The following is a 20221-nucleotide window of genomic DNA, read 5'->3' on the forward strand; positions in this document are numbered from 1 at the left end:
TCGTCCTCGTCGGTCGCAGTCACCGTAGTGCCCTCAGGATTATTCACCTTGACACCAGTCGACTGCTCCTCATCAGTCGGCTTCACCTCAGACGGATTCTCGACACCCTCAACCGAAGTCGTCGGCGTCTCATCCTTCGGCTTGGTGATCTTCACATCAATCGGATCACCAACCGGCTTGCCGTCCTTGTCCTTGACAACAACCGTGCCATCCTGCGACGCAGTACCCTCCGGCACCGACACCTTGATCTCACCGGTGTCCGGATCAACCGTGACCGTCGCATCCTTAATCGGGTTACCGTCCTTATCCAGGACATCACCAGTCATGCCATCAGTCGGATCCTTAACCTTGTCATCCAAGGCCTTCTCCGAACCATCAGCCACAACCTCATCGGTCTCAGAACCGTCGGTAATCGACGGCGCAGGCGTCTCATCCTTCGGCTTGGTGATCTTCACATCAATCGGATCACCAACCGGCTTGCCGTCCTTGTCCTTGACAACAACCGTGCCATCCTGCGACGCAGTACCCTCCGGCACCGACACCTTGATCTCACCGGTGTCCGGATCAACCGTGACCGTCGCATCCTTAATCGGGTTACCGTCCTTATCCAGGACATCACCAGTCATGCCATCAGTCGGATCCTTAACCTTGTCATCCAAGGCCTTCTCCGAACCATCAGCCACAACCTCATCGGTCGCAGAACCGTCGGTAATCGACGGAGCAGGCGTCTCAGTCGGAGCATCGGTCGCTTTGAAAGCGCCACCCTTGGTGCGCTCACCATTTGGAGACTCTGCAACGAGGGTGTACTCCGTACCGTCCTCGAGCTTAAGCTTGCCGGATTTGAACTCGCCCTTTTCGATAGCGGCGGCGTCGTCAAGCGACGCAACGGCAATAGCGTCAGCATCCTCATAGTTCAGGTTGCCGTCTTCGTCTTCGCCCAGCTTGCCAGTCGGCACAGCCACAATCTTGACCGGTGCGGCGTCAGCATTCGTGACATCAAGCAGCGGGATGTCCTTGCCCTGAGTGTCCTTATCCTGCTCACGCTTAATGGTGCCCGACAAAGATTCGATCGACGGGAGGACCTGATCCGAAGCCGGCTTCGGAGCAGCAGGCTTGAAGGACTTCGCGTCTACCGGATCGGTGTCATCGGTAAGGACCTCGACATCGTCGCGAATACCATCGCCGTCAGTGTCTACAGCCGACGAGTCGGTACCAAGTTCACGTTCGTAGTCGTTAGTGAGCCCATCCCCATCGGAATCCGCAATGTTGAGGAAGTCGGACTTGAGCGTGCTCCTCAGCAGCGTCGGCTTAGCACCGCCATCTTGCTTTTCGTCGTTCGGCAGGGCCTTAGGCCACTTGTCCGTAAAGTCAACCGAGATCCAGGAGGTGGTGTCGATGCGCTTGCCGTACGGGGAATTGGCGAGGTTTTCAGCCCCCTCCTCAAGCTGGTACTCGATGGTAAAGCTGCCGGTGGCGTTAGCTGGGATTCCCACGATGCTGTCCATATTGACCCACACTTGGTCCTTGGTCTTTGGGTCAATGTCGGTCCCGTGTGGGACGTAGGACAGTTCGGGGCGAGTTGCGGTAGTAGCGAACCCTGTCTCCTTGTCGAAGTCCATCTTCCACTTCTTCGCACCCTTAACTGGATTGCCTTCCATATCAGACTTGTACACCGTGACGTCGGTGATGTGCTTCGCTACATCAGGGCTGATGTACTCGTTAAGAATCCAGTTCCAGTAGCTGTTGCCACCAAAGTTCCTAATTGCCATCGTGGCGGTGGTAGTGGATTTGATGGAGCCCTTCTCTTGGTCATACTTCAGCTGCTTGGAGATACCGTCTTGGTACACATTCTTGCCGGTGCCCTCGAAGGTGTTTGAAGGAACCCCGTCTACTTGTGCAAGCTGATTCTTGCCAACGATGTTGACATGCTGAACAGAGTTATTGAAGATTCGACCATCCTTGCGAACCCAGTAGTAGTCAACCTGCGAACCCTCTGCCGGAAGGCCAAGATCCTCAATCTTCTTGCCATTCTTCAAGAAGATCTGAATATAGGACGCATACGGGGCACCAGATGCGCCAGGAAAGTTCCTAGTATTTTCGAACTTCAGTCCCCATTCAGAACCCTTTGGGTCACGCTTGGTAAATGAACCCTGTGCGTCACCCTCAGTACCAACCAACTCGATGCGAGCGATCTGGGAGTAGAGGGCCTCATCACGGAATCGGATGTACTGGCCGTTCGCATCCGTATCCCCCTTCGGGGTCTTACCAGTATTCCAAATCGCCTTCCTTAGATGCGGAACCTTGAAGACGTACTGCGGGTTGTTTTGCTGTGCATCGGTAAACTCGGGCACAAGACCGGCATAGAGAAGGCCGTCCTCCTCACCGTTGTCATTGATTCGCCCGGAAGCCGCCGGAATGTAGTTACCGTCGGCGTCGGTAATTTCAGCCGCTTGCGCCATCTGAACGGTAGTCGGTGCAGCGACCGGCTGCGCAAATGGAGCGACAAGCGCAAGCGAAAGCGCTGCTGCCGCAATCGACGTCCCGCGGCGGCGGGCAACATTGTGCTTCTTCATGCTATGAAATCTCCCTTCCACGAAGATGTTCTGAACAACGAGAAAGCCAGAGAGCGCGTAGACCAAACGGCCGCGTCAGCTGACAGCGGAAAACGCCACGCAGACTTTCACACCTGTCAATCTAGTAAAAAACACCCGCGCTAGGTCTAAACGTGCCCCACCGGACGCCCGGACTCTAAGGTAAAACTATTTGCACGTTCATTTACCTATAAAGGGGCAACAACCGTCATTGAACTGCACCTTTAAGACGAGGAAGCGGATTTGACAATGGTCCACGAACAAGTTCCTCACGGCCATCACCAAAGTCGAGACCCCACAAAAATTCTCAGCAAGCCACTCAGCAAGCATTGCAACATTGTTCGACTGTGAAAACCCTATCGTTTACGAGAGGGAAAAATATAGTCCGCCTTGACATTCTCCACACCCCCAGCTCAACCTCCATCTTCGCCCACCACGACGGTCCGCCCCAGCCTTCATGGATACACAAATGTAGCGAACATATTTTTTCTGCACGAACGTTCAACTTGCGGAAACTGGTCGAACTTAAATGTTGCCAATAATTGTCGATTCAGCCGCTGGTGATACCCCCTAGGGGGGAGCAACGAGAGAATCGAGTGCCACTGCTTCTCGCGCAACACTCCGAAAAGGCGCGAGTTACCGCTCCGCTTCTAACTGCTTCGCCGCCTCTGCGGCGCGCGCTTGGGCCTCGTCGATTGTGTCCGCGGTGGCCAGCACCATCACGGTGTCTTCGTGAACCTCGACCGTCACCTCGTCGACGGCCATTGCTTGCGCGATCTGTGCGGTGGAGGGGTTCACGCCGTGGAGGAAGGCGGCGGCGCCGGGGGAGGTTAAGGTGGCGTCGATAGGCAATCCTGCGGTGGCGCGCGCGTGCAGATCGAACTGGTTGACGCGCTGGGTCACGCGCGTGAGCAGGCCGTCCGCGTCAGGGCGGGGCGTGGCCTGGGAGAAGTAGACCTCGTCGCCGTCGACAAAGAGCTCGATGGAGTACACGCCGCGCCCTGCGATCGCACCGCTGATACGCGCTGCAATCGAGCGGGCGTTGTCGGCCGCGGCCTGCGACAGCGCCGCTGGCTGCCAGGTTTCCACGAGCTTGCCGTCTTCGTGGCGGGTGCCAATCGGCTCGCAGAACCAGGTGGCCAACTCCCCCGTCGCCGGGTCGATGGAACGGGCGGTGAGAATGGTGACCTCGTAATCAAAGTCAATGTACTGCTCCACCGCCACCGGCTCGGAGGCGCCCTCGGAACCGCAGGCCGTCTGCGCCTTGGCAAACGCCCCGCGCAGCTCGGAGGCCTCGCGCACCACGGACTGGCCCTCGCCGGCGGTGGAACGGCCCGGCTTGACCACCAGCGGGTAGCCCACCTGCTCCGCGCACGCCTCGAGCTCTTCCACGGTGTCGACGAACTTGTACGCCATCGTCGGCAAGCCAAGCTCCTCGGCCGCGGTGCGGCGCACGCCCTCGCGGTTGCGGGTCATGCGGCAGGCCTCCACCGTCGGGAAAAGCTCGCAGCCCGAGGTATCCACCAGCTCACGCAGCTTGGTCAGGTCCGTGCCCTCCCCCGCCACGGTGATGCCCGGGGTCATCGCACCCGGCGCGCCCTGCTCAAACGTGCCCACCTGCACTTCGTAGCCTAAACGGCGGAAAGAGGTTGCAAGCTCCTCCTCTACCGCAGACGTGCCAAGGATGAGCACCTTCGAGCGCTTCGCCGTATTCATAGGCGCCTACTTTATGTCCCGGCACTGCCCTGGGCAAACAGGCGCGCTGGGGAAACGGTGACGAGTTACCGCTCCATGACGTCGTTACGCACGATCGTCTGGTCGCGGCCCGGACCAACACCGATGTAGCTCATCGGCGCGCCGGACAGCTCCTCGAGGCGCAGCACGTAATCCTTCGCCTTCTGCGGCAGCTCGTCGAACGTGGTGCAGCCGGTGATGTCCTCGTCCCAGGCGGGCATCGTTTCAAAGATCGGCTCCGCGTGGTGGAACTGGGACTGGGTCAGCGGCATCTCGTCGAAGCGCTCACCGTCAACGTCGTAGGCCACGCAGATCGGGATCTCGCCGATGCCGGTGAGCACGTCCAGCTTGGTGAGGAAGAAGTCCGTGAAGCCGTTGACGCGGGCGGCGTAGCGGGCCACCACCGAGTCGTACCAGCCGCAACGGCGCTTGCGCCCCGTGTTCACACCGACCTCACCGCCGACTTCCTGCAGGTAGTCGCCCCACTTGTCAAACAGCTCCGTGGGGAACGGGCCCGCACCCACACGGGTGGTGTACGCCTTCACAATGCCCAGCGACGCCGTGATCTTGGTCGGGCCGATGCCCGCACCCACACACGCGCCGCCGGCAGTGGGGTTGGAGGAGGTGACGAACGGGTAGGTGCCGTGGTCCACATCCAGCATGGTGGCCTGGCCGCCCTCCATGAGCACGTGCTTGCCCTCGTCCAGTGCCTTGTTCAGGGTGTACTCGGCGTCAATCACCATCGGCTTAAGGCGCTCGGCGTAGGACATGAAGTACTCAAAGATCTCGTCCGCCTCGATGGCCTTGCGGTTATACATCTTCACCAGCATCTGGTTTTTCACATCCAGCGCGGACTCGATCTTCTGGCGCAGGATCGACTCATCAAAGATGTCCTGCACGCGCAGGCCTACGCGCGCCACCTTGTCGGCGTAGGTGGGGCCGATGCCGCGGCCGGTGGTGCCGATGGCGCGCTTGCCTAAAAAGCGCTCCTGCACGCGGTCCAGCGTCTGGTGGTACGGCGCGACCATGTGGGCGTTTCCGGAGATTCGCAGGCGCGAGGCGTTGGCTCCGCGGGCCTCCAAGCCGTCGATCTCCTCAAACAGCGCCTGGAGGTTGACCACCACGCCGTTGCCCAGGATCGGGGTGGCGTTCTCGCTCAGCACGCCGGCCGGCAGCAGCTTCAACTCGTACTTCTCGCCGCCGACGACGACGGTGTGCCCGGCGTTGTTGCCGCCGTTTGGCTTGACCACGTAGTCAACCTTGCCGCCGAGAATGTCGGTGGCCTTCCCCTTGCCCTCGTCGCCCCACTGGGCGCCCACAATGACGATGGCGGACATGCTCACTCCTTATATCAGGCAGTAATCCGCGCTTATTGTAGCGTGAGCCCTATGCGTCTTATTCATTGCGCGTGCGCTACCAACCTCACTGTGCCGGGTGCTCAGCACCACCAACTCCCCGCCGTACCGACGCGCAAGGACCTGCGCTTCCTCGACGCTGCGGCGAAGCAGTGCCTGCCGGAGGACCCCACTCCGTCGCTCACGGAGATCCAGGCCTCCCCCAACGTCGCGCACCTTGGCCAGCCGGCGCCTGCGCCGCAGCAACCTGACGAGCGCCTGCGCATCGTCGTCTCCGGCACCGACAAGGCGCTCGCCGCCGTCCTCACCCGGATGATGCGTGGCGACTACCTGTGGGCGGAGGTCGCTTACCTCCCCGTCGATCCCTCCTCGCCCGCAGCGGTGTTGTGGGGATTGAGCGGGCTCGACCGCGACTCCCTCATCTCTCTTGCCACCTCTGGGCCCGTCGTGCCGTCGCCGTGCGTGCGCACCGACACCGGCGAGGTGGTCGCGGGGGCAGCCGCGATCTACCACGCCGACGGCGCAAGCGAGTACGTCGGCGAGATCGTCATCGACTCGGAGCGGCTCCTCTACCGCAGCGGCTCCGAGCCCTCGGCGCGCTTCCACGGACAATTTGGCGCGCGCCTGGTACCTACCCCCGGCGCCCCGGGAATTGCATCCTCCGCCCTGACAACTCCGCTGGTGCCCACCGGGCCTGTCTCCAGGCGCTCACCGGCGCAGCTGGAGCGGTTGCACCGCCTCCCCCTCCTCCGCGGACTCACCCGCAACGCGGGCGTTGCGCCCGGTCAGACGGATTCCTCGCGTGTACTCACCGGCCGCGCCCTGCAGTCCGGCGGCGATGCCATCACCGTCGAGCTCGACGGGGTAGTACGCCCCCGAACGGTGGAGCGGGTGACCTTTTATCGGCACCTCCGCGACATCCAGAGCGTCAAAATGGGGGCAGATTCTGGAATGTGATGCATCTCACATCGGCGATTTCTTTACGCCCATACCGAGGTGGCCGTTACCACTTTGAGACGTTCACCCAGCGCGCACACAGCATCCAAAGTCATCCAAACGTCACGTTCTTGCAGGTCACCGCTGGCAGCCCGGTGATTGTACCGACGGTCCGCGAATCCGTCATTAGTTCATTTGTTCGATATACCCTATTCGGGCCGCGCTGCGACGGCCGTTCAAGCGAAAATCTCAGATCCGCCCTACATTCGTTCTTGTTCGCAACGCAGCGAAGCTCGAGCCAGGTGCTCGCAGGCTTCGTCGCTAAGCGAGACAGTCCGCACGATGGGCTGAGTTAGATAGACCCCTGAACGAACTCGAATCACGAAGGAGCTTTTCAGCACCATGGCTAACACCAACCGCATCGAAGATCTGGCAAACGCCACCGCATACGACGTTGACGGCGACAAGATCGGCGGCGTCAAGGACGTCTACGTCAACGACACCTCCGGCCAGCCGGACTTCGTGTCCGTGAACCACGGCCTGTTCGGCGCCGGCACCTCCATCGTCCCGCTGCGCGGCCACACCCTGCGTGACGGCGAGCTGCACCTCGCATTCCCGAAGGGCCGCATCGAGGACGCTCCGGATCTGGACGAGAACGGCCACCTCACCACCGAGGACCAGGACGCGTTCTACCGCCACTACGGCCTGACCGACACCCAGGACGTCACCACCTACGACACCGGCCGCCACGCTGCTGCTGGCACCGGTGCCGCTGCTGGTGCTGCAGGCGTCGCAGGCGCCGGCGCTGCCGCTGGTGAGCGCGAGGTGACCACCGACGAGACCGCTCACGCAAACGCTGCTGCCGGCACCCGCGAGAACGTCGCTGCCACCGACAAGGATGCGATCATCCGCTCCGAGGAGCAGCTGAACGTGCAGAAGGACCGCGTTGAGTCCGGCCAGGTCCGCCTGCGCAAGTACGTCGTGAACGAGACCGAGACCGTCGAGGTCCCGGTTGAGCGTGAAGAGGTTCGCGTTGTCCGCGAGCCGATCACCGACGCTGACCGCGCCAACTTCGACGGCAAGATCGGCGAGCAGGAAGCTTCCGTCACCCTGCACGAGGAGCGCGTCAACGTCTCCAAGGAGTCCGTCCCGGTGGAGAAGGTTTCCCTGGAGAAGGACACCGTTCAGGACACCGAGCGCGTCTCCGAGGAGCTGCGCAAGGAGCGCTTCGACACCGACGGTGTCGAGGGCGTCGTCGACGGCAAGAACACCAAGAAGTAAGCCCCTCCGCCGGTAGGTAACCGGCACACCCTTTCACGAGAGCCCGGTGGGTACCACTCCCCACCGGGCTCTCGCACGTCTTCGGGTGGACGCTATTCGTCGTAAAGCTCAGGCGGATACTTGGGCGAGGAGGACGTCGGCGCGAGCACCGACGCCGCGGACTCGTGAGACATGCCGCTGACTTCGAGCAGATCGACGATGAGCGAGCGAGTCTGCGCCAGGATGGCGTACGCCGAGAGCACCGCATCCTCCGGCACCGCGTCCATCGACGCGCGCTGGCCCGCCACGCGCAGCTCGTTGACGATGCGGGGGATGGCAATCGCCTGCGCGCGGCGCGAGTCAACCCCGTACACCTCGGAGAACTCCAGGCAGATGTGCGAGAGCGTATCGAGGAGCTCCACCTGCTGCTCCGTCACCGCATCCCCGTCCTCGCACAGCACGTGCGCGCGGCGCGCCAGCACGCGAGTCGTGCGGACCGCGTTATCCACCGGCGGGATGACCAGCGAGAGCGAATTGATATAGCGGCGCACGCTCCACAGGAACGGGGAAATGCGGATCGATTCCTTGCCGGACTTCACCGCCGATGCCATCTGGTCAATGCCCGTCTGCGAGCTACGGATGGCCTCGAGGGCTTCGTCGATGATCTCGGGATCGCGCTCGCGCAGCCCATTCGCAACGTCGTTCAGCACCGAGCACAAAATGCCCATCACCTTCGAGATCTCCGACCTCGCGCTCTGCATCGGCGCCTGCGGAAGCAGCGCGAGCGTCACCATCGAGACCACGACGCCAACGATCGCGTCGAGCGTCCTATCAATACCGGTGACCTCCGCGCCCGGCGGCATGATCGTGGCGATAAGGACCGAACCGATCGCGACCTGGTTAATTGCCAGCTGCGACTTGGTAAAAAACGCCGCGATCGCGAGCGATCCGGAGACGATCAGCGCGATCTGCCAACCGCCCTCGCCCAGCCGGTAGAAGAGGAGGTCCCCCACCAGCACGCCAATCGTGCCGCCGATAGCCAGGTCCCACGCCTTGGAGAGGCGCTCTCCGCCCGTCATGCCGATCATGATGATCACGGAGATCGGGGCGAAGAACGGGCGCTGGTGGCCGAGCAGGTCCTTGGCAATCCAGTACGCGAGGCCCGACGCGATGCCGATCTGCAGGATGGGCAGTAGGCGCTTCCGCACGCGCAGCAGGCGCGACTGCACCGACTGATCGACCTGTTTCAGCCGTTCCTTCGTAGTCAGCCGGTGCTTCGTGCTTCCGGCGTCCTTCTGTTCCTCCATGGTGCCTACATTAGCCACCGGGCGGGCGCGCGCACGAGAAAACGCCGCCCCACCGCGACGAATCAGCGGGGGACGGCGCTACTGGCCTGCGAAAGCCTTACTTGGACACGGTGTGGCCCACGGAGCGCAGGTCCTGGCAAGCCTCGATGACGCGCTGGGTCATCGCAGCTTCTGCCTTCTTCATGTAGGAGCGCGGGTCGTAGACCTTCTTGTTGCCCACCTCGCCGTCGATCTTCAGGACGCCGTCGTAGTTCTCAAACATGTGCGACGCGACCGGGCGGGTGAACGCGTACTGGGTGTCGGTGTCAACGTTCATCTTCACAACGCCGTAGCCGAGCGCCTGCTCGATCTTCTCCTTCTCGGAGCCGGAGCCACCGTGGAAGACGAAGTCGAACGGCTTGGAGCCAGCGTCCTGGCCCAGCTTCTTCGCGGCAACCTTCTGGCCCTCGTCCAGGACCTCGGGGCGCAGCTCGACGTTGCCCGGCTTGTACACGCCGTGGACGTTGCCAAAGGTAGCGGCCAGCAGGTAGCGGCCCTTCTCGCCGGTGCCAAGGGCATCGATGGTCTTCTCAAAGTCCTCCGGGGAGGTGTAGAGGTTCGCGCCGTGCTTTGCCTGCACGCCGTCCTCCTCGCCGCCGACGACGCCGATCTCCACCTCGAGGATGATGTTGGCGTTGTGTGCCTTCTCCAGCAGCTCCTGCGCGATCTCCAGGTTCTCATCAATCGGGATGGCGGAGCCGTCCCACATGTGGGACTGGAACAGCGGCAGCTCGCCGCGGTCAACGCGCTCCTGCGAGATGGCAATCAGCGGACGCACGTACTCGTCCAGCACTTCCTTCTGGCAGTGGTCAGTGTGCAGCGCGATGTTCACGTCGTAGTGCTTCGCAATCTCGTATGCGAATGCTGCCAGCGCCTGCGCACCCGCGACCTTGTTCTTCACGCCCAGACCGGAGCCGAACTCAGCACCGCCGGTGGAGAACTGGATGATGCCGTCGGACTCAGCCTCGGCAAAACCCTTGATGGCTGCGTTGATGGTCTCGGAGGAGGTGCAGTTGATGGCCGGGAATGCGTACCCGCCCTTCTTGGCACCGTCCAGCATCTGGTTGTAGATCTCGGGGGTTGCGATTGGCATGGGGAATGTCCTCCCTTGTTGCTCTTGGTAGTACGTAGCCCAGTATGCACCTTTTACAGTCCGGTTGCACGAGAAATTCTCGCAGCCGCCTCGAGCAGCATCCATCCCGACAGTTGCACGGAGAGATCGCGTTCGTCGATACGCACTAAGCCCACGGCCTCGCTTATCGACGCCGGCCCAAACCCATAGTTATGCGGCAGCAGCGCATCCTCTGTCCACTCCGCAGCGAACACGGGCAGGCCATCGACTTCCAACCGGTGCTGCCACAGCGATTCCGCCGAAGCGCGGACCAGACGCGCGGCGATCTTCCTCGTCGCAATGTTCTCCCGGCTGTCCCGCGGCAGGCGCACCGCCACCTCCGCCAGGTAGCGGGCGAGAATCCCCTTGAACAGGCCGCCGTCGCCGTCGCCCGACTCGTACTTCGGGCTGATGATCACGCCCTGCGGGGTGGCCAGGTGCAGGGCGATGGCCTGCACGATCGCGCGGATGTGCGTGATGTAGAACACGGAGGCGTCGGCGCGCTCCGAGTTGGCAAAGGAGTCGATCGGTTCGTCGTGGTCCAGCCCCACATCGTCGCGAAGCGCAAGGGCGACCTCGAGGCTGGCACCGAGCACCGTGCCCTGGTTATAGGTGTAGATTTTCTCCACGACCTCGGGGCCGTGCATGCGCATACGGATCCCGTCTTCAAGCAGGCCGTTCTCGCGCACCAAGTTGTCAAAGATCCAGTCCAGGATCTCCCGCGACTTGTCCAGCCGGCCGGTGCGCGCGAACAGGATCGCTGCCGGGCCGTTGGACGGCACGTTGTAGAAGGTCTCGGCGCGGCGCCACGGCAGGACACCGGTGACGGGGTCGATGCCCTCGAGCAGGTCGAACTCGAGCTTGTCCAGCGCCTTCGACCGGTGAATGCCGTCGAGCTGGAGCGCGCGGTTCCAAGCGAGGGCCAGCCACGCCTTGTCGTCGTAGTACTTGTTGGCGGTGAGCCGCCACACCGAGCGCACGCCCATCGCGCGCAGCGTGTCCTGCAGGCGGTGGCGGCGCTCCAGCGACGGCTGGCGCAGCGCCGCATCAACCTGGCAGTCGATGTAGTGTGCCTGCCACCAGAAGTGCCAGTGCCAGTACAGGCGGTCCTTCACTCCCGGCGGCCAAGTCACGACGGCGAGGTTGGTGCCGGGCATGCCCCACAGCTTCTGCGAGTGGCGCCTGTGAATGGCCTGCTCCGCCAGGTCGGCCCGATGTGGCCACACTGACCCGGATTCTGACACCTACTGCTCCAATCACGCGCGACTAGCTCGTACTCCCTATATATTGCCAGAGCACCCAGAAGCGTTTCAGGAGAATCGGAGAATACCTACCACGCCTGGCTCAGGTCCGCGTGCTGGCGCACCCACGCGTGCATCGCGATGCCCGCGGCGACGCCCGCATTGATGGAGCGCGTCGAGCCAAACTGCGCAATCGAGCAGGTCATGCTGGCCGCGTGCGCCGTCTCCTCCGTAATGCCGGGGCCTTCCTGTCCGAAGACGAGGACGCAGCGCTCGGGCAGCTCCGCCGTTTCCAGCGGGACGCATCCGGGGGTGTTGTCGATCGCCACGACCGGGATGTCCTCCGCGCGCGCCCACACGGCAAAGTCCTCCACCGTCGCGTGGTGGTGGATGTGCTGGTAGCGGTCCGTCACCATCGCGCCGCGGCGGTTCCAGCGCTTGCGGCCAATGATGTGCACCTCCTTAGCCAGGAAGGCGTTCGCGGTGCGCACCACGGTGCCGATGTTCATGTCGTTCTCGAAGTTCTCGATCGCCACGTGAAACGGGTGCCGCTTGCGGTCGAGGTCCGCGACGATCGCCTCCATGGACCAGTAGCGGTAGGCGTCGACCACGTTGCGGCGGTCACCATTGGCCAGGAACTCTGGGTCCAGGCGGGCGTTCTCAGGCACGGGCCCCTCCCACGGCCCGACGCCGTGGCGGCCCTCATTCCACTCGGTGGGTCCCTTCGCGGGCTCCGTGTCCGCGGGATCAGGCAAGGCCGAGGTCCTCGAGGCCGAGGAGGAAGCGGTACTCCAGGCCGGCTTCCTTGAGCACGGCGTCCGCGCCCGTCGCGCGGTCCACCACGGTGGCGACAGCGACGACCTCGGCGCCCTCCTCGCGGCAGGCCTGCACCGCGGTGAGCGGGGAATTGCCAGTGGTGGTCGTGTCCTCGACCACAAGCACCTTCTTGCCCACGATGCTCGGGCCCTCAATGCGGCGCTGCATACCGTGCTTCTTCGCCTCCTTGCGCACCACGAAGGCGTCGATGTCGCGCCCGTCCGCGTGCATGATGGCGGTGGCGACCGGGTCCGCGCCCAGGGTGAGGCCACCGACGGCGTCGAACTCCAGGTCCTTGGTCAGCTCGCGCAGCTGCGCGCCGATGAGGCGGGACGCCTCGTGGTGCAGGGTCGCGCGGCGCAAGTCCACGTAGTAGTCGGCCTCCTTGCCGGAGGACAGCGTCACTTTGCCGTGGACGACGGCCAGTTCCTTGACCAGTTCTGCCAGCCTTGCTTTGTCACTCATCAGTGTTCCTTTCCATGTGCTGTTCAGGGTCTGTGTCCGGCCTGGTGCTCGGGCGCGAGTCGTCGAAGATGGACGGCGGCCGCTGCTCGCGACGCACCCGAGTCAGGTCCGCCGGCGCGTCGCCCTCGGCGGGGTGGCCGTCGGCGATGGGCGCGACCTCATCGCCGCCCAGGTCGCTGTAGTCAATGTGGCCGCGGCGTGCCCCGGTGATGCGGGTGGGCATCTCCAGCGGCTCGTCCGGCCGCTGCACGGTCTCCGTGCTCGGCGACGCCTCCTCCACCAGCGCCGGAGCGGGAGCCGGCATCTCGCGGGTGGGGTAGCCGAAGCTGAGGGGTTCGGCGGATTCGGGCGGGAGGGTGCGGGCGGCGTCGGCAAGCAGCGCGAGCGGAGCGAGCGTCTCGTCCCACTCGTGGGCCGCGGAGGCGCGATCCATCTCCGCGAGCACCCAATCCGACTCGAACCAGGCGGCGGTGACGCTCTGCGGCAGCTTGGACAGCGCCGTGCGCACGCGGACGTCCATGAACCGCTCGACCGGGCCCTCGTGGGTGCCCAGCACCGTAAAGCCCTCGGCGTGTGTCACTTCCACCAGGTCAGCGGAGGAATCCGCGTGGAAGCCTTCGCGGCGCATGTCCACTACGACGTCGCTGACGCGACCGGTGTCCATCGCGATAACGGTCACACCGCCCAGGTCCATGACGTGCACGGTGTGGCCGTAGATCGCACCTGAGGCGATGTCCTTGGGCACCGCACCTGCCGACGCCGCACCACGCTGCCACTCCCCCGCCAGCTCGTCAGAATGCTTGGCAAAGTCGAAGCCGTGCCCCTCGGCCCACGCGCGGCGCTCGCGCCTCGACGCCCCGGGGAACTGCAGGCCAGACTTCCGGTGCGCCCGGCGCGCGGGCTGCGGTGCGGGCTCGGGTTCAGGCGCTGGTGCTGGTTCGGGCTCAGGCGCGGGCTCCGGTTCCGGTGCCGGTGCGGGTTCTGGCTCTGGTGCTGGCTCGGGCTCCGGCGCGGGCTCGGGTTCCTCGCGCGATTCTTCCTCGTGGAGCGGAACCCAGCGCTCCGAGGCGGGCTCGGCCCGCTCCGCGGGCTCCGCTGGCTCAGCGGGTTCCGCCGGTTCGGGGCGTTCGTGCGCGGGAGCCGGGGCGGGTGCTGCGGCGCTTCCGCGATCGCTGGAATCGCGGGAGTCAGCGAACATGAGGTAGCCGCCGGCTGCGAGCGCGATCAACGCGAGAACAAAAAGTAAAGGTGCCATCGCGTCACGATATTACTGCGTCGGCCCAACATCCGGGCGGTTGAGGGGACGGCGCGGCCTACAGGTCCGTGGCCACCGGATTGGTCTTGTTAGCGCTCCACTGCGACCAGCCGCCGACGTAGTGGGTGACCACCGGCAGACCCACGTGCTCCATCACGGCGAGCAGGAGGGCCGAGTGGTTGCCGGAACCGGAGTAGGCGATGACCTGCGCAGGGTCCGTGTTCTGGGTCAGGCCCACCTGCGCGAAACGATCGCGGATCTGGTCCTCCGGCAGCAGCGTCTGCGACTCCTTGTCAAAGAGGTCGTAGACGGGCAGATTGATGGCACCCGGGATGTGGCCGGCGCGGAGGTCCAGGATCTCCCTGCGGCCGTCGAAGCGGTCGGCCCCGCGGGCGTCGATAAGCATGCCCTCGAAATCGCGGACTTCCTGCATGGACGCGGTGGGAAGGTTGCCCGGCTGGACTGCCTTACTGCGCTTGACCACGGGGCTGCCCGGGCCGGCGAGCGAGTCGAAGCCGTTGCGGTCCCAGGCAGCGAACCCACCGTCGACGATATGGACGTCCTCGACACCCATCCAGCGCAGGATCCACCAGGCGCGGGCTGCGTAGAGGCCAATGCCCTGGTCGTAGATGAAGACGGGGCGGCCGTCCTCGATGCCCCAGCTGTGGATCGCGTGCTCCGCCACTTCCGGCTTGGGCAGTGGGTTGCGGCCGACGCGGCTGCCCGGCATGCCCGCGAGCTGCGCAGCCGGGTCGCAAAACTGTGAGGTCGGGATGTGCTCGGAGAAGTACTTCGACAGCGCCTTCCCCTCCTGTGGTTCCCACAAGGACGCCAAGATGGTGTACTTCTTGCCGGTCTGGATTCGTTGCCGAAGGTCGTCGGCGGAGACAAATACGCTCATGGGCGCCAGTGTAGCGCCGGGACGCGAGGCACACAGCGCGTAAGCGCGTTAGGCCATGTAGCCCGGCGCTTGTTGGATCGCGCCCTCCGCCTCGAGCCCGTCGAGCCACTCGCGGATCCCCTCGCGCGGGCAGTCCGGGCCGATGCTCGCGGCGAGCATGCCGCCGGGGCCAAGTTCGACGCGGCACCCAAACGCGAGCAGCGTCTCCGCAATCTCGTGCGGCTGCTGGGTCTCGGGCAGGATGCGCATTGTCGACGCCCCACCGCGCACCAGCACGCGGTCCACGTGCCAATTGCCACCCACTCGAACGCACTCAACAATGTCGCCCACCGCCAGCGACGTATCCACAAACGGCACACTCGCCACAACGAAGTGGTTCCCGCCCAAACTGTGCGCGGCCAACTGCTCGTTTTCCACACCCGGCATGGCAACGCGGGCGAGGATCTTCGTTGGATACTGCATGTCTCGCAGCCTACCGTCCGCGTCAAATGCGTGAGTACGTTTTGGAACGAGCGGGCACCGGGGGGGCAAACCGTTACCCCCGACACATATTTATCCGTACAATGGTTCGCGTCACATCCATTCCCCAATCCTGAGGAGGCAGACCCTCATGACAACCGCCACTTCCATGCGCGCCGCCGTGGTCAAGGAATTTGGCCCCAAGTTGCACGTAGAAGACGTCGCCCTTCCCACCCCGGGCCCCTTCCAAGCACTGGTGAAACTGCACGCCTCTGGCATCTGCCACACCGACCTGCACGCAGCGGAAGGCGACTGGCCGGTGAAGCCCGCGCCGCCGTTCGTCCCCGGCCACGAAGGCGTCGGCGAGGTTGTCGAGCTCGGACCGGGCGAGCACCCCGTCCAAGTCGGTGACATGGTCGGCAACGCTTGGCTCTGGTCTTCGTGCGGGGAGTGCGAATTCTGCCGCACCGGACGTGAAACCTACTGCGCCAAAGCCGAATACGGCGGCTACACCGTCGACGGCTCCTTCGGCCAGTACATGCTGGTAGACACCCGCTACGCCCCGCGCATCCCCGACGGCGCAGACCCCGTCGAAGTCGCGCCGATCCTGTGCGCGGGTGTGACCGTCTACAAGGCGCTCAAGGTCACTGAGACCAAGCCCGGCCAGTTCGTGGTGATCTCCGGCATCGGCGGACTCGGCCACGTTGCAGTGCAGTACGCCGCCGCGATGGGCATGCGCGTGATCGCTGTCGACATTGCCGACGACAAACTGGAGCTAGCAAAGAAGCTGGGCGCAGAGTTTGCGGTCAACGCGAAGGAGCAAGACCCCGCCGAAGCGGTGCAGGCATACACCGAAGGTGGCTCGCACGGGATCGTGGTGACCGCCGTCCACCCGGCCGCCTTCGGTCAGGCCATCGGCATGTGCCGCTCCGGCGGCACCATCGTCTTCAACGGCCTGCCGCCGGGAGACTTCCCCGCCCCCATCTTCGACATCGTGCTGCGCGGCATCACGATCCGCGGCTCCCTGGTTGGCACCCGCCAGGATATGGCCGAGGCGCTGGACTTCTACGCGCGCGGCAAGGTGGCGCCGCATGTGACCGCCTGCGAGCTTGACGACGTCAACGATGTCTTCGAGCACATGCGCCAGGGCAAGATCGACGGGCGCATGGCGATTAAGTACTAGGTGCGCCGCTGGCTGAGGCCCTACGGGGCTTCAGCCAGTAACTAAGTGTCACTCACTTAGACTCGAGCCCGTGACTGGTTATCTTGCTCCCACGAAAAAGGTCTGGGTCGCCGACCTTGCGCAGAAGAAGGCGTCCGGCGAGAAGTGGGCGATGCCCACCGCCTACGACTACTCCACCGCCCGCGCGTTCGCCCAGGCCGGCATTGAGTGTTTCCTGGTCGGCGACTCAGCCGCGAACGTGGTGTACGGCTACGACACCACCAACCAGATCAGCGTTGACGAGATGGTCCACCTCGGCGCCGCAGTGGTGCGCGGGGCGGGCAACGCGCTCGTCGTGCTCGACCTGCCCTTCGGCACCTACGAGGCGAGCGACGAACAGTGCGTGCGCACCGCCACCGACATGGTGCGCCGCACCGGCGCGCACGTAGTCAAGCTCGAGGGTGGCGTGCGCATCGCCCCGCGCATCCGCGCGCTCAAAAACGCGGGCCTCGCGGTATGCGCACACGTCGGATTCACCCCGCAATCCGTCGACAGCCTCAGCGGCTTCAAGGTTCAGGGTCGCGATGCGGGGGCGGAGCTTTTGCTTGACGACGTCCGCGCAATCGTCGACGCAGGCGCCGACCTCGTCGTCTTCGAAATGGTTCCCGCCGCACTCGCTGCTCGCATCACGCGCGAGTGTCCGATCCCCACCGTCGGCATCGGGGCCGGCCCGGACACGGATGCGCAGGTTCTGGTCTGGCACGACATGGCCGATCTGCCCGCAGGCGATCACCGGGCCCGCTTCGTCCGTCGCTTCGGCACGATCGGCGCCGACCTCACGGACGCGGCCGCTGAGTACAAGCGCGCGGTACACACCGGCGAGTTCCCCGCCGAGGAGCACACCTTCGAGTAGCTGTTAGCCGATCTGGATCGGCGCGTTGTCGAGCAGGCGCGTCGAGCCGACCTTGGCCGCGATCAGCAGGCGGGCCTCGCCGGTAAATCCGGCCGGGAGCTCGGCGAGGTCTGGCGTGGTGGCGACGAGGTAGTCGAGGTGGAGGTCGGGCGTGGCGTCGAGAAGCGAGCGAGCGGCATCGACGCTGCCGGTGGCGATTGCCCTGGGGATGGTGAGGGCGACCTCGCGCTCGGCGGCGCTGAGGTAACGGTTGCGCGACGACAGGGCGAGACCATCGGCATCGCGCACAATCGGACATCCGTGGACGCGGACCGGGAGATGCAGATCATCCACCATCTGGCGGATCAGCGCGAGCTGCTGGTAATCCTTCTCGCCGAAGAACGCGTCGCTAGCTCCCGTGAGCGCGAACAGCTTCGCCACCACCGTGAGCACGCCCGCGAAGTGTGTCGGGCGGGTCGCGCCCTCCAGCACCTCGCCGAGGGGACCCGGCTGGATCGTCGTGCGCGGGCCGTGGGGGTACATCGTCTCAGCCGAAGGCGCGAACACCGCCTCGACGCCCTCCGCCTCCAGCTTGGCCACATCCTCGGCGAGCGTGCGCGGGTACGCGTCCAGGTCCTCGCCCGGCGCGAACTGCAGCGGGTTGACAAAGATGCTCACCACGACAGGGTTGCCCAGCGTTTTTGCTTGCCTGACCAGAGCGAGGTGGCCATCGTGGAGCGCACCCATCGTGGGGACCAGGGAAACGGGGCCGTGGCCGATGGCGTCGGTGAGGGACTCAGGGGTGTGAACGAGGTGTGTCATGGTACTGTTTATGGAACGTGCCAAGCAATTACGGGGATTTCTGCAGGTGCAAGGTGACGCCCGTCTCGCGCATCATCTCAAATGTGTCTGCTGTATCGACACCCATCGCCAAACAGGCATCCGGAATAAGAATCCTTTTCCGTGAGTGCGGTTGTGAGCGCTCATGGGTTACGACCGTATGTTGATGCTCACGAGCGTAAGCAACGAGAAGATAATCGGCGTGATTTCCTACAAAAGCGTTGATGGCTTCCTCCCGGTACGCTCCTGAAACAGCCCACTGAGAAAGCGGCTGGAAGTGCTTCGTCGTTGGCTGATCAATCGCCCTGAACAAACCAGGATTTGCACGCGTCCACTCAGCGAGCTCATCATTGCCCTGTAGGAGTTCATCCTGGACGGCTTCGATACTGCACACCAAATCTTGCCGATACGCGCCTTCGAGCCAATCCCAGAATCCCGGCGCGAGGTCGAAAGCGTAATACCGGTTCTTCGCCTCAATGAGGATGTTGGCGTCGATCAGGAACATCAGGCAACCCCCAATTCTTCCGCAAGATTCTCAAACGTTGCGTGTTTTTTCGTACCAAGTAACTGGTACGCTTCCCGGTACGCAGTGGAGCCTTCCAAAGCGCTCGCTATCACCGCTCGAGAGAAACTGCGACTGAGGCGCAGTGGCTGGGTGTAGTAATAGTTGCCGCCGCCATCGCTGCGTCGCGTATCAAAAAAAGACATGACACGCCGCTTCTCCACTTCATACGCCTTGGTGTATTCATTCCAAGGAAGAACCTTGGCATCATAAAGACGTTTAAGGATCACCAGCGTACTGCCGCGATAGGTCCTAGCAAGGCGTTCCAACTCCTCTACGTTCGCGACGCCCTGAAATTCCTCAACCAAAGCATGCATCGGCACAAGCACCTCTGCAGCGACTTGGTTGCACCAGAGCTCAGCCTTAGGACCATCCTTAGCTGTCATGGCGGCTTCCGAGAGTGCGCTGCCACCTAACCAAATGTGTGCCAGCTCGTGAATCAGCGTAAAGATTTGGGCTGCTTTGGTGTCCGCTCCGTTGACAAAGATCAGTGGGGCGAGGGAGTCCGCCAAAGCAAATCCTCGGAACTCACTAGGATCCAGTCTCCGGTGCGGATCGGAACCAACGACACCACTTACCATGACCAAGACGCCGACTCCCTCGATCCGGTCAATCAGCTGACGCAAAGCCTGTTCCCAATTGGGGAAGGTGGCGCGTGCATCAAGACCAAAATCTAACGCGTTCCGAATCTGGCTCGCGACTTTTTCAACTGGCGAATTCAACGTGGCAGCACCAACAAAGGAGACTTCGTCGAAATCGTTCATCAAGGCATGTTCGCGATACCAGTCTTGACGCTGCTGACACTGGTAGATCGTGTCAAGGAGATCTGCCGAGGGTTGCTGAACCCCAAAGTTGCCCAACGTCCTCATATCCGGGATTGGAATCGCCTCTACCGGCGGTTCCGGAAGAAAAAGCAAACCCAAAGGCGTATGCGTAGCGTTTGCAAACTTCTTTAATTGTTTGAGTGTGGGGCGTTCTTCTTGAGAGAGCCATAAGTCAAGCTTCGGAGCACGACGAACAGTAGTGTCCTCATCCCAACCACTCCGCCGAACAGCCCAACGAAGAACCTCTGGGGCAACATCCACCCTCACTACCATTCCACTCACCTCCACCGACTTTGTGGATCGACTACGTAGGCATCATCATACGTTTCTTTGACGTCCGCACAGGGGCCGCAGGCTCCTAAATGGAGCTAGCTCCATTTGGCCGACCAGCCAAACCGCGACCTGCGGTTTTACACTGGCGCAGCATGCAAATGGAGCTAGCTCCTTGTAGACGACAGACGGACTACCGCC

Annotated in this window: 18 protein-coding genes; 4 read left to right on the forward strand and 14 right to left on the reverse strand. The window is 63.4% G+C overall.

The annotated features are described in order from the left end of the window. The 3 genes from FPH17_RS06925 to FPH17_RS06935 form a co-directional block, all read right to left on the reverse strand. Positions 1-2573 (reverse strand): hypothetical protein (locus tag FPH17_RS06925; protein WP_425277696.1); only part of this gene is annotated, 2573 nt, incomplete at its 3' end. Positions 2574-3227: 654 nt separating this feature from the next. Beyond that, positions 3228-4307: an ATP-grasp domain-containing protein gene (locus tag FPH17_RS06930; protein ID WP_095275644.1), complete on the reverse strand. Its 1080-nt coding sequence runs from the start codon at positions 4305-4307 to the stop codon at positions 3228-3230. A 65-nt stretch (positions 4308-4372) separates the two neighbouring features. Further along, positions 4373-5662, reverse strand: a complete 1290-nt coding sequence (locus FPH17_RS06935) for an adenylosuccinate synthase (RefSeq protein WP_095537527.1) — start codon at positions 5660-5662, stop codon at positions 4373-4375. A gap of 51 nt (positions 5663-5713) precedes the next feature. Between FPH17_RS06935 and FPH17_RS06940 the strand changes: the two genes are divergently transcribed. Continuing rightward, complete coding sequence (locus FPH17_RS06940) at positions 5714-6637, forward strand: hypothetical protein (RefSeq protein ID WP_154879392.1); 924 nt, start codon at positions 5714-5716, stop codon at positions 6635-6637. Positions 6638-7018: 381 nt separating this feature from the next. Continuing rightward, on the forward strand, positions 7019-7897 hold the full coding sequence (locus FPH17_RS06945) for a PRC and DUF2382 domain-containing protein (RefSeq protein WP_154879394.1): 879 nt from the start codon (positions 7019-7021) through the stop codon (positions 7895-7897). 92 nt (positions 7898-7989) lie between these two features. Here FPH17_RS06945 and FPH17_RS06950 read toward each other — a convergent pair whose 3' ends face one another. The 8 genes from FPH17_RS06950 to FPH17_RS06990 form a co-directional block, all read right to left on the reverse strand. Further along, positions 7990-9183: an FUSC family protein gene (locus tag FPH17_RS06950; RefSeq protein ID WP_154879396.1), complete on the reverse strand. Its 1194-nt coding sequence runs from the start codon at positions 9181-9183 to the stop codon at positions 7990-7992. A 97-nt stretch (positions 9184-9280) separates the two neighbouring features. Further along, entirely contained in the window at positions 9281-10315 is a 1035-nt protein-coding gene (fbaA, locus tag FPH17_RS06955) for a class II fructose-bisphosphate aldolase (RefSeq protein ID WP_095275649.1), read from the reverse strand. A 53-nt stretch (positions 10316-10368) separates the two neighbouring features. Further along, entirely contained in the window at positions 10369-11559 is a 1191-nt protein-coding gene (locus tag FPH17_RS06960; protein ID WP_244288075.1) for a glycoside hydrolase family 76 protein, read from the reverse strand. A gap of 104 nt (positions 11560-11663) precedes the next feature. Next, on the reverse strand, positions 11664-12329 hold the full coding sequence (locus FPH17_RS06965; RefSeq protein ID WP_154879398.1) for a TrmH family RNA methyltransferase: 666 nt from the start codon (positions 12327-12329) through the stop codon (positions 11664-11666). Further along, the gene (gene pyrE / locus FPH17_RS06970; protein WP_095536078.1) at positions 12322-12855 is read right to left on the reverse strand and encodes an orotate phosphoribosyltransferase; all 534 of its coding nucleotides are present in this window, start codon (positions 12853-12855) and stop codon (positions 12322-12324) included. Before pyrE ends, FPH17_RS06965 begins: the two co-directional genes overlap by 8 nt. Beyond that, on the reverse strand, positions 12848-14110 hold the full coding sequence (locus FPH17_RS11915) for a TtfA family protein (protein ID WP_167496788.1): 1263 nt from the start codon (positions 14108-14110) through the stop codon (positions 12848-12850). The genes pyrE and FPH17_RS11915 overlap by 8 nt, the downstream gene beginning before the upstream one ends. 58 nt (positions 14111-14168) lie before the next feature. Beyond that, positions 14169-15011 carry a sulfurtransferase gene (locus FPH17_RS06985; protein WP_154879404.1) on the reverse strand — a complete coding sequence of 281 codons (843 nt, stop codon included), beginning with the start codon at positions 15009-15011 and terminating at the stop codon, positions 14169-14171. A gap of 48 nt (positions 15012-15059) precedes the next feature. Next, a complete protein-coding gene (locus tag FPH17_RS06990) occupies positions 15060-15473 on the reverse strand; it encodes a DUF4265 domain-containing protein (protein WP_095546660.1) in 414 nt (137 codons plus the stop codon). 148 nt (positions 15474-15621) lie between these two features. Here FPH17_RS06990 and adhP point away from each other — a divergent pair, with 148 nt between their 5' ends. Both adhP and panB read left to right on the forward strand, forming a co-directional pair. Beyond that, positions 15622-16653, forward strand: a complete 1032-nt coding sequence (adhP, locus tag FPH17_RS06995; RefSeq protein ID WP_095546659.1) for an alcohol dehydrogenase AdhP — start codon at positions 15622-15624, stop codon at positions 16651-16653. A 70-nt stretch (positions 16654-16723) separates the two neighbouring features. After that, positions 16724-17545: a 3-methyl-2-oxobutanoate hydroxymethyltransferase gene (panB, locus tag FPH17_RS07000; protein WP_154879406.1), complete on the forward strand. Its 822-nt coding sequence runs from the start codon at positions 16724-16726 to the stop codon at positions 17543-17545. Positions 17546-17548: 3 nt separating this feature from the next. Here panB and panC read toward each other — a convergent pair whose 3' ends face one another. The 3 genes from panC to FPH17_RS07015 are packed head-to-tail and all read right to left on the reverse strand — an operon-like array spanning position 17549 to position 20011. Then, on the reverse strand, positions 17549-18346 hold the full coding sequence (gene panC / locus FPH17_RS07005; protein WP_095546657.1) for a pantoate--beta-alanine ligase: 798 nt from the start codon (positions 18344-18346) through the stop codon (positions 17549-17551). Positions 18347-18374: 28 nt separating this feature from the next. Further along, positions 18375-18869 carry a DUF4411 family protein gene (locus FPH17_RS07010; protein WP_144717977.1) on the reverse strand — a complete coding sequence of 165 codons (495 nt, stop codon included), beginning with the start codon at positions 18867-18869 and terminating at the stop codon, positions 18375-18377. After that, positions 18869-20011: an ImmA/IrrE family metallo-endopeptidase gene (locus FPH17_RS07015; protein WP_244288076.1), complete on the reverse strand. Its 1143-nt coding sequence runs from the start codon at positions 20009-20011 to the stop codon at positions 18869-18871. Before FPH17_RS07015 ends, FPH17_RS07010 begins: the two co-directional genes overlap by 1 nt. Positions 20012-20221 lie beyond the last annotated feature (210 nt).

This window comes from Corynebacterium gottingense (assembly GCF_007559235.1).
In the GTDB taxonomy this organism is placed as follows: Bacteria; Actinomycetota; Actinomycetes; order Mycobacteriales; family Mycobacteriaceae; genus Corynebacterium; species Corynebacterium gottingense.